This window comes from Paenibacillus barengoltzii G22, assembly GCF_000403375.2.
Lineage (GTDB): Bacteria > Bacillota > Bacilli > Paenibacillales > Paenibacillaceae > Fontibacillus > Fontibacillus barengoltzii.
This window is the reverse complement of record NZ_KE159652.1, coordinates 1274145-1284398: the sequence shown is the minus strand read 5'-3', so window position 1 is coordinate 1284398 and position 10254 is coordinate 1274145. Positions and strand designations below refer to the sequence as shown.

Here is a 10254-nt window from a genome sequence, read left to right as displayed (position 1 = left end):
CGGCTACGCTCCGCTGCTCGATCCCTAGCTTCATCCAACCTCCTCGGTGCTCGAAACCCACTTTTTGAACCTCTATTGGAACGGCAGTTCAAAAAGCTGGCTTCCGATCACGGCCCTACTGTATCACTTCTTCTTCGATCTCAAAATCATGCTGATTATTGCATACACATTGCTTAAAGCCGGTTTCAATATGGTCGCGCTCTTTTTTGCCGCGTAACACAAACCGCTCGCCGCACGCTTTACAAGTAATTCGCACCTTGACGCGCACGAAAAAGGCACCCCTTTCTAACGATCCTGCAGCCTACCTTGGCGTAGACATGCAAATGTTAGAATCAGGATGCCCTATTCTAAAGCAAATTAATCTTGCCCCTTCGCCCCCGGCGTTAAACGGAACGGGGAACGGTTATTGGCCCGATACATCTTCCCGAGCCCTCCATACCAGAGGAAAGCCATGAGGGGGACGATAAACCAAATCCAATACTGCGTCGTATTGTTAAGAATCCAATCGTATACCCCATGCCAGAACAGCGGGAAAGCTAACGAAAAAATCAGGAACTTTCGAGATTGCCCGCCGCTCGAGAATTTAGCCCGCCCCAGATAGTACCCCATCATCACGCCGAACATCGCATGGCCCGATACGGGGAGCAGAGCTCGAACGAGCATGGTGCCAATCGAAGCGTGACTCGCAAAAGCGTACAATACATTCTCAACCGTTGCGAATCCCAATGAAATGGCCGCCGCATATAATATTCCATCATACGGTTCATCAAATTCGGTATGGTTGTAAATCATATGAAACAATACGAACCACTTCAGCACTTCCTCCACACCGGCCGAAATGCCAAAAGCTGTAACCAGCGGTCCTTCACCCAGCCACATCGTTAACCCTCGCTGGATGATCAGGACCGGCAATACGATCAAGAAACCAAGCAAAAACACCTTGATGACCATATGCAGCGGTTCCGCATCATACTTGTCCTTGAGATAAAAATACGTAAGCAGTGCAATACCGGGAGCAACCGCTGCGCTTAAAATCGAGAAAAAGAGCAACGGTTATCCCCCCTTATTGGCTGCTTCCGTTCCTTGTCTCTCTCTCTTCTGATTTGACATGGGTCTGCCTTCATACGAGACGTCATCAATCCTGGCGTTTGAAGTGGTTGCAAATCGTATCCACCGCATGATCAGCCATGATTAATTGCCCGTACTCTTCCAGCATCGCCGTAGTTACCGATGTCGCTTCGCCGAATTCAGCTAATACTGCGATCAGAGCAGGATGTTTGCCATCCTCAATTTCCTCCGGCTCCAGCTGAAGAACCCATTTCCCATTATATTTATACAGTCTGCCGGCTTCGTGAAGCATCGACTTCAGCACGTGTGCCGCTTCGATTACATTCTCGAAATCGTCAAAGGAATAGAGAATCGTATCGCTTTGCTCCAGCGTAACTTCCATCTCATAAACTTCTTCCGGCAGTTCATCCTCATAAGGCGAGCCGATCCCATGTTGATGGTGATCGTATTTGCCGCGCGTAACGATGACGACCATTCCTTGTGCAGGAAGGGCGAACACTTCCACAGCCAATGGCCCGGTGGCGTCAAAGCCCACTTCATTATAAGCCTGATCCATCATTTCAGTGAACAGGTCATGGACTTTGGGAATCTCCTGCCACATGTCCTCTTTCTGTATACCGCGTTCGCTTAAATCGTCAAACGTGAGGAAAATCCGTATCTTATCCTGGCCTAGTCTTTCTATCTTCATACAGGATCCTCCTCTCTCTATACGTTGTTATAAAACAGATTATGAAACCTGCTGTCAAGTGTGCTGAAAATGGTTCTTTGTATGTATGTTATCACTTATTTCATCTAAATGCACGCTTTAAAATAGAACAAAAAAGAATCATTTTCTGCGGCCCTGTCAAGGGGGCAGAAAATGACTCTTGAATGAGGGTTTGAGCCGAATTACAACCCTGGAATCGGGGTTTTCGCCTCTTTGAGAATGTTCTCAACTTCACGGCGCACATCCGGATCGCCTTTAATGAAGTCGGTCAGCTGCTTCAGACTGTATTCCTTCGAATGATTCGAACCGGACGTTGATACCGTGCCGGAACTGGGATACACCTGGGCGTTGTCTGCCCCTTTAGCCTTTGTGACAGATGCAGACCCTGTATCCTCTGTCTTCAGCGCTGCTGAAATATCTTCGGTAGGGCTGTCGTTACGCTTCGAGGTCATCCCTGCAAACTTCAGGGCCGAGCCTGCACCGCTCATCACGGACATCAGGCTTTGCTTCCGTCGCGAAGCCCACATCGCGGCGAAGACACCAACCAATAAACCGCCTAAAAATGAGGAAGATTTCACGTAAAAAACCTCCTTGGTTATGTTAAAATCATCTGTAGTGTTCGCGGATTTCCTTGAACTCATGCGGCATAAATACAGGAAAGCGAGTTGACTTCTTTGCTCCACAAGAAACTCCTGCCCATCGCCGCCGCTTGTCTTATTCTTAGCTCATGCGGCCAAACTGATGCAATTATGACACCAACCACATCTAACCAAAACACCAACGCATCTTCCGAAGTAACCGCACCGGATGGCACCAACGATGGCACCAATGAATCCGGTCAGGTAGACCTGCAGCCTGAGGACCCTTCAGATGATGAGCCAACCTCAACCGAAACGGCTGCCCCTCCCCTGCTGTACCACATTAATAAGGCATATAACGTAGTGCCAAATGATGACACTGTGAACAAGAAGGTGGTTCTCCTGACGTTTGACGACGGGCCGAAGGAGAAGGAATTGATTGACGGACTGATCGATACGTTGGATAAACACCAGGCCAAAGCGATCTTCTTCGTTAACGGATATCGGGTTAAAGCCCATCCCGAGCTGCTGCAGCTGATCCATGAGCGCGGGCAGATCATCGGCAACCACAGCTGGGATCACATCGATTTAAAGAAAGAGCCCGCTGCGAAAATGCGCAAGCAAATTGAAGATGTGCAAAATATCGTAAAGGAAACGATTGGCGAAGCCCCGCGTTTCTTCCGTCCTCCCTTCGGTTCAGGGAACGATACAACACATCAAATTGCCGACGACAATGAGCTCATCTACATGACCTGGTCCAACGGATCTCTTGACTGGGACAGCAAAAACAAAAACAAGCCCGAGGCGGTCATCGCCAATGTGCTCGAACAGCTTCACGCTGGAAGCAATATCTTGATGCACGAGCTGCCTTGGACTGTGGAGGCACTGGATGAATTGCTCACCCAACTGGAACAAAAAGGGTACGGCTTCGTTGACCCTCGTACTATCGGACCGGCTCCTGAGCCTGCGGATGCCGAATCACCAAAAAAATTATGAATCCCCAAAAAACCGTCAGGAGATTTCCTGACGGTTTTTTAATGTTGCACATGTTTTTTTATAATCCATGGCTTTTTCCCCACGGCGAATCGCTTAAGCCCCACCATAACAGATAAATCAAAATAATAACAAAAGCATAAAGAAGCGAATTATAAAACCACCGGGTCATTTTAACACGTTGTGACGGATACAACTCCTTGCGCGTAGGCAGCTTAGCCAAATCGGGTTCTACTTCCAGCATGGTTGATAATGGCCCCTGCTCATCCCCAAAATGGTCGAGTTCACTCAGAAGTGGAGAACCCTTCGTTGAATGGGATGGTCGCTGAACCGGCTCTTTCAGTTTCGCCAATGCTGCAACCGCTGCAGACTCAAACTTATTATCAAACTTATTATCATCCGCCGCAACCGTCTTGGGAGATGTCGGCTCCGTTGCCGCTGGCAGCGTCTCCGTCCCTTGACGAACCGGCTCCTCCGATTTACGCGGAATCAGCAGCCGAACCATCGTCTCATCGCCAATGGCAGGCTTCTTCTTAACAGGTGTTGCATAACGCTCCTCATCCGCGATCAGGGGAAACGGCTCCACCTTTAAGCTGCTCCGGGATCGGACAGCGGCATACGTCGGTTCGGCATTCACCGCCGCAGGTTCCGGCTTGAGTTCAGCCGCCGCCATCCCGGAGGCCAGATTCCGCGATTGTATGGAAGCACTTTGCTTCGTTCGATTTTGCTGACCATATCGGTCCAATCGGCTTAAATGCTCGTTCATGACTCCCTCCGAAATTTAATCACCAGGCCTGATACGAGATCGATCAAGAAGTGACATAAGATCGGCGCCCAAAGCGTCCCCGTTTGAACATAAATGAATCCGAGGCCGTAGCTGCTTGCAAACACCCATGCCGTCGGAATCCAATGCCGAAGATACCGGACATGGATCGCTGCAAACAGGATGCTCGTCCAATACGAACCCAGCCCATACTGGATTGCCCCGCGGAACAACAGCTCCTCGCAGACGGCAACAACCGCCGAAATCACGACGATATGCCAAATCGGTCGATGACGGAAGAGCAGGGAATTAATGCCCCCATCATCCATACTTTCCTCCGAGATGAACCGAGACAAAAGCATATCCGCTCCGAACATCACCGCAGCAAATCCTGCTCCCCAGTACACAAATTCGACACTATTCGGAAATTGGAACAGGTGAAATGGGTTTCTTTTCTGAAATAACAAGATCACAAGACCGATAAGTAATGTAAGCCCTTGCGTGAGATATAAATTAATGAGCAACAATCGATCGTTTAACTGACCGGGGTCGACTTTTTGTATTTTTACATCGCGCAATTTGAACTTTTTCATAGTTTTTGTCAAACCCTGTCCTTTATAATATTTTAACGCATTCAAACCAATATAGTAAGGAGCATAAGTATGATTCGGAAAAATAACACCAAATTTGAGATGCTGTTCTCGCTCGGATTTCTCGCCTTGCTGATTACTGCGTTTGGGACGTTCTTTCTTGGACTTAATCTTGGCATCGACAAGACGGAAGCCAAATACGCGAATCTCAAAGCGATCACGATTCGAGAGGAAAACGAAACCTCCTACCAGCAACAGGATTTGGTCACATTCTACTATGTGGTTTTTCAGCCGTATCAGCAATTTAAAGAAAATTACCTCACTCTGATCGAAAACATCACCCACAGTTCCAAGCCGGTATCATCGGATAAGCTGAAAGATATCCGAGATAAAGCTAAGGCCAGCTATGAGCAAATTGCTGTACATTCTATTGCCGACTCCTCCCCGTTGCTCAAGGAGGCCCAAACGGACTATTTAAAGAGCCTGAAGCTGTTTGAGGAAAGCATGGACCAGATCAAATCTAAGGCAGGAAACAGAAAAGGCATGGAACTCGCCAAAATCGTCAATCAAGATGAGTTCACGGTAAACGCCAAAAAGTACGGGCTGCAGGCGCAAAAGAAATATTATGCCTCGATGCTGAAATGGACCGCTAAAACCAAGAGCGGCGTTTCTGCTGACTATACATACAAAGAGAACATCGGAACTAAAGAATGGTCCGGTTATACGCTTGCGGTAAAAAACAAAGCCGTCACCGATATGATGGTGAACGAGCAGCTTTATGTATCCTATTTGCCGCAGGACTTCACGGCCAAGATTGATCAGTTAATCAGCAGCGGAAAAGCTGAGGCGCTTCAATTGAACTCCATCGGCTCCATTGTTAAGGTTTTAATTGAAACGGATGCCGTGAAGAGCAAAGAATTTGTAAAATGGAAGTCAACGTATTACGCCTCCGAATCGTTGCCGGAGTTGCCGTTCTTTGCGGAGTACTAAGCTCTTTCGCTGTCCGCCGTTAAGAGACGCTTTTCGACATTAGTAAAATCATAACCAAAATTTTAGACGGATTCAAGTTTGGGCAAAACCCGAACGACAAACACCTAACTTTGTAAAAATGTTCAGGTTAGTGTTGACACTTGGCCAAGGCCCGTGTTACATTATGAAAAATTACATCTCATGAAACACTTTGAAGGAAAGAAGCCTTCGGAAAGCTTCCAGAGAGTCGGTGGTGCTGCAAACCGGCAGCGGAACGAATGGCTTTAGCGCTCCTGAGTCGCTGCGTCGAAATGAAAGTAGGCGTAGCCGGTGAACCCGTTATCGTTCTTGTCAGCAATGACAACTGAGGCTGCTTTCTGCGAAGGGGCAGCGAATTAGGGTGGTACCACGAATAACTCTCGTCCCTTACTACGGAAGTAGTGTGCGGATTGAGAGTTTTTGATTTATTTAGCGACGCCAACTGCCTCCCAGGCGTCCTTGGTACCTTATTCTTTGGTGCGGTAATCGGGCACAGCGTCAATGAAGAAACTCAACTTAACCACATCAGCTTATGCTTCCGAAGATAGCCACACTTGCTGTCTTTCAAGGAGGCCTTGCTATATAAAACTTTTAGGAGGGTCAAATCAACATGTTTAAAGTTTTAGTATCGGATCCGATCAGCGACTTGGGGATTCAGCAGCTGATGGATGCAGCCGACGTTGAGGTCGATAAGAAGCCAGGTCTCAGCGAAGATGAATTGGTGCAGATTATTCCGCAATATGACGGTCTCCTGGTCCGCAGCCAAACGAAAGTCACCGAGAAAATCATGGAAGCTGGAACCCGCTTGAAAGTTATCGGCCGTGCTGGGGTTGGGGTCGACAACATCGATCTGGAAGCGGCGACGAAACGCGGAATTATTGTCATTAATGCTCCGGACGGCAATACGATTACGACTTGTGAACATGCCTTTGCCATGATGATGGCGCTGGCCCGTCATATTCCGCAAGCCTATGCGAAGACGATCAAAGGCGAATGGGATCGCAAATTCCTTGGCGTCGAGCTGCGCAACAAAACGTTGGGCGTGTTGGGGATGGGCCGGATCGGCAGCGAGGTTGCGAAGCGCGCCAAAGCGTTTGGCATGGACATTCTCGGCTACGACCCTTTCCTTACTGAAGATCGGGCGGAGAAGCTGGGCGTGAAGCTAGCCACGGTGGACGAAATCATCCGGAATGCGGACTTTATTACTGTTCATACGCCGCTCACGCCAGAGACGAAGCATATGATCGCCCGTCCGCAATTTGAAGTGATGAAGAAAGGCATGCGCATCATCAACTGCGCCCGCGGCGGTATCATTGATGAGTTGGCGCTGGTGGAAGCCATCGATCAAGGAATCGTAGCTGGGGCTGCCTTCGACGTATTCGAGAAAGAGCCGCCGGAAGCGGATCACCCGTTCCTTCATCATCCGAAGATCATTGTGACACCGCACCTTGGTGCTTCTACCGTGGAAGCTCAAGAGAACGTGGCCATCGACGTCTCCGAGCAAGTGCTTCATATCCTGCGCAACGAACCGTTTAAAAATGCGGTGAATATGCCGCCGGTTGCAGCCAGCGTCATGAACAAGCTGCAGCCTTATTTCGGGCTTGGTGAGAAAATTGGGGTCTTCCTGTCCCAGCTGAACAATCAGGCCGTCAAAGAAATCCATGTGGATTATGCCGGTGACCTGGCGGAAGTGGATACGCAGCCACTGACTCGTTACATTATCAAAGGCGTGCTGTCCCGTCATTTCGGCAACGACGTGAATATCGTTAACTCGATGCACCTCGCGAAGGTCCGCGACATTAATGTCGTGGTATCGCAAGCCTCGGCTACCAAGGGCTTCACCAACCTGATTTCCGTGACTCTCAAGGCTCAGGACGGAACGGAGCGCCGGGTCGCAGGTACGCTGCTGAACGGTTACGGTGCACGGATTGTGCAAATCGACAAGTTCCCGGTTGACGTCGCGCCAGAAGGCCACCTCATCTTTATCTCGCACAACGACAAACCGGGGATCATCGGGCATGTGGGTACCTTGCTTGGGAAGAACGATGTCAACATCGCCTCCATGCAGGTTGGACGTAAGCTGGTTGGCGGTGAAGCAATCATGGTACTCACTGTGGATAAAACCGTAACGAAGGAAGTTCTGGACGATTTGACGAAGCTTCCGGAAATCAATAAAGCCCAACATATCATTTTCGCGTAACGGCGCGAACCACGAGATCACGAATATTCATTCCGCCGTCAGATCAATCATTGTTCCACGATGAACAAGATTTATCTGCGGCATTCAACAAAAAAACATCCTTCTTCGCGAAGGATGTTTTTTTGTGATTACGTAGTTTGTCCCGATTCGACAGGAAGCAGAAAGTGAAATACGGTGCCCTTGCCAATTTCACTATCGGCCCAAATGGAACCTTGATGAGCTGCGATGATATTTTTGACGATCGAAAGACCTAATCCCGTCCCGCCGTTCTCACCGCGAACCCGTGCTTTGTCGGCTTTATAGAAGCGGTCGAAGATATACCGTAAATCTTCGCTCGGAATGCCTACACCGGTATCCGATACGGCGACGTGAAGCTGCTTGCCCATTTCGCCGGTTTCCATGGAAGCCTTGACCGTCACCTTCCCTCCTTCCGGCGTATGCCGGAAAGCATTGTCCAGCAAATTGGTCAGCACCTGTTCCAAACGGTCTTCATCGGCTTGCAGCTGCAGCTCCCCGTCTTCCAGCTCCAACACAAGCTCAACCCCGTTATCTTTGGCTCGGACCTGAAATTTGCGGTCCACCCTCTCTGCCAACTCACGAAAGTCGACCCTGCGCATAACCATATCCGTATGACCTGCCTCCATCCGAGCCAAGTCTAACAAATCACGAACGAGCCGTCCCATCCGCAGGGACTCTTCATAAATAACTTGGGCGAGCTCCGCGCTCTCTTCCGGCGAAGAAGCCATACCGTCAAGCAGCGCTTCACTGTACCCTTGCATCATCGAGAGCGGGGTCCGAATTTCATGAGACACGTTCGCCACGAAATCGCGGCGCATCTTCTCCAAGTTCACTTCTTCAGTTACATCCCGAAGTACGGCAACGGCTCCGCGAACCTCACCGTCTGAGGACAGCGGCGCCATATGTACGGACCATACCCCTTTCATAACGTGGACGTTCATCTTCTGGTCGCTCTCTTGATCAAGCAAACGACGGAATAACGGAAAGAGCGGCTTCGGTACCATCTGTTTTTCGTCAGCAGAGGCAGGTATTTCTTCCTCGCTCTCCTCTGTCAGATCTCCCCAAAGCTGTAATAACCGATCACCCGGCGGGTTGGTTAAAATGACAGCACCCTCGCGGTCCAACGTAATTACCGCATCATTCATGCTTCTAAGCACACTGGAAAGATGTTCCTTCTCGTGCTTTAAGCTGCGGATCGTATTTTCCAGTTCTTCCGCCATATGGTTAAACGTAATGGCAAGCTCACCGATTTCATCACTCGTGCGCAGAGACAGGCGCGTGTCGTACTTGCCTTTGCGCACCGCATCCGCAGCCCGAATCAGCTGCTGCATCGGCTGTGTAATCTTCGTGAACAGAAACAAAGCAAAAAACGTTGTGAGCGAAAACCCGATCATTGCGACGATCACAAATAATCGTTTGACCGCTCCGGAGTTTGTAAAGTTCGTATCGATGTAAGGCAGCAGGAACAGTCCCATTAACATCAGGACGCAAGCTACCAAGCAAATGATCGTAATCCACAGCTTACCAACGAGCGTTCTCCAGAAGTTCACTTACTTTGGAACCTCCAGCTTATATCCGACGCCCCATACGGTCGTGATCATGGCAGCGGACTCCGGCGACACCTTGTTCAACTTCTCCCGAAGCCGCTTCACATGGGTATCCACCGTACGCAAATCACCGAAAAACTCGTAGTTCCATACATCCTTCAGTAACTCTTCCCGGGAAAACACCTTATCCGGCGAAACGGCCAGATAATGCAGCAGTTCATACTCCTTGGGAGTCAAGCTGACCTCCTGCCCGTTAGCAGTTACCCGATGGGCATCATGTTCAATCACCAGATGAGGGAACACAATATTGTTGCTAGTTCCGCTTTCCTTCGTCAAATAAGCCGTAGCGGAAGCGCGGCGCATGATCGCTTTGACCCGGTAGATGACCTCGCGTGGGCTGAACGGCTTCACGACGTAATCGTCCGCTCCAACTTCAAAGCCCTGTACACGGTTAATTTCCTCTCCCTTGGCCGTCAGCATTAGTACCGGTGTTGCTTTAACTTGTCTCAATCGATTACAGACCTCGACCCCGTCAATCCCCGGAAGCATGACGTCGAGCAAGATCAAACCATAGTCGTTGGAAGTCGCCAACTTCAGGGCAGTCTCCCCATCCTCGGCTTCATCGATTTCGTAGCCTTCTTTTTCCAAGTACATCTTTAGCAGCCGGCGAATCCGCTCCTCGTCATCGACTACCAGAATGCGGTTTGCTTGATCTGACATTTTAACAACAACCCCTTCATCATCTTACCCAATCAGTTGAGCAGTCCATATGGTATTATTGCC

The 10254-nt window shown here is 49.5% G+C and carries 11 protein-coding genes and 1 other annotated feature; of the genes, 3 read left to right on the top strand and 8 right to left on the bottom strand.

Annotation, left to right across the window (positions count from 1 at the left end; all coding sequences use genetic code 11):
* Positions 1–115: 115 nt before the first annotated feature.
* The 4 genes from C812_RS22500 to C812_RS06000 form a co-directional block, all read right to left on the bottom strand.
* Positions 116–268 carry a hypothetical protein gene (locus C812_RS22500; RefSeq protein ID WP_009225858.1) on the bottom strand — a complete coding sequence of 51 codons (153 nt, stop codon included), beginning with the start codon at positions 266–268 and terminating at the stop codon, positions 116–118.
* A gap of 89 nt (positions 269–357) precedes the next feature.
* Entirely contained in the window at positions 358–1050 is a 693-nt protein-coding gene (prsW, locus tag C812_RS06010) for a glutamic-type intramembrane protease PrsW (protein WP_016311772.1), read from the bottom strand.
* Between the two features lie 85 nt (positions 1051–1135).
* Entirely contained in the window at positions 1136–1756 is a 621-nt protein-coding gene (locus C812_RS06005) for a genetic competence negative regulator (protein ID WP_016311771.1), read from the bottom strand.
* A gap of 200 nt (positions 1757–1956) precedes the next feature.
* Positions 1957–2352, bottom strand: coding sequence for a hypothetical protein (locus tag C812_RS06000; protein WP_016311770.1), 396 nt, complete (start codon positions 2350–2352; stop codon positions 1957–1959).
* Between the two features lie 171 nt (positions 2353–2523).
* On the opposite strand from C812_RS06000, the gene C812_RS05995 reads away from it, so the two are divergent.
* Positions 2524–3348: a polysaccharide deacetylase family protein gene (locus C812_RS05995; RefSeq protein WP_036624375.1), complete on the top strand. Its 825-nt coding sequence runs from the start codon at positions 2524–2526 to the stop codon at positions 3346–3348.
* 58 nt (positions 3349–3406) lie between these two features.
* On the opposite strand, the gene C812_RS05990 is transcribed toward C812_RS05995, so the two are convergent.
* Positions 3407–4111: a hypothetical protein gene (locus C812_RS05990; protein ID WP_016311768.1), complete on the bottom strand. Its 705-nt coding sequence runs from the start codon at positions 4109–4111 to the stop codon at positions 3407–3409.
* Entirely contained in the window at positions 4108–4701 is a 594-nt protein-coding gene (locus tag C812_RS05985; protein ID WP_036624372.1) for a CPBP family intramembrane glutamic endopeptidase, read from the bottom strand. The genes C812_RS05990 and C812_RS05985 overlap by 4 nt, the downstream gene beginning before the upstream one ends.
* A 69-nt stretch (positions 4702–4770) precedes the next feature.
* Between C812_RS05985 and C812_RS05980 the strand changes: the two genes are divergently transcribed.
* Complete coding sequence (locus C812_RS05980) at positions 4771–5688, top strand: hypothetical protein (RefSeq protein WP_016311766.1); 918 nt, start codon at positions 4771–4773, stop codon at positions 5686–5688.
* Positions 5689–5869: 181 nt separating this feature from the next.
* Positions 5870–6097 (top strand) — a binding site (T-box leader).
* Between the two features lie 219 nt (positions 6098–6316).
* Complete coding sequence (gene serA / locus C812_RS05975; protein ID WP_016311765.1) at positions 6317–7906, top strand: phosphoglycerate dehydrogenase; 1590 nt, start codon at positions 6317–6319, stop codon at positions 7904–7906.
* A gap of 128 nt (positions 7907–8034) precedes the next feature.
* On the opposite strand, the gene C812_RS05970 is transcribed toward serA, so the two are convergent.
* Together C812_RS05970 and C812_RS05965 are read right to left on the bottom strand one after the other, a co-directional pair.
* Positions 8035–9474: an ATP-binding protein gene (locus C812_RS05970; RefSeq protein ID WP_016311764.1), complete on the bottom strand. Its 1440-nt coding sequence runs from the start codon at positions 9472–9474 to the stop codon at positions 8035–8037.
* A complete protein-coding gene (locus C812_RS05965; protein WP_009225848.1) occupies positions 9475–10191 on the bottom strand; it encodes a response regulator transcription factor in 717 nt (238 codons plus the stop codon). It abuts the gene before it with no gap.
* Between the last annotated feature and the right edge of the window lie 63 nt (positions 10192–10254).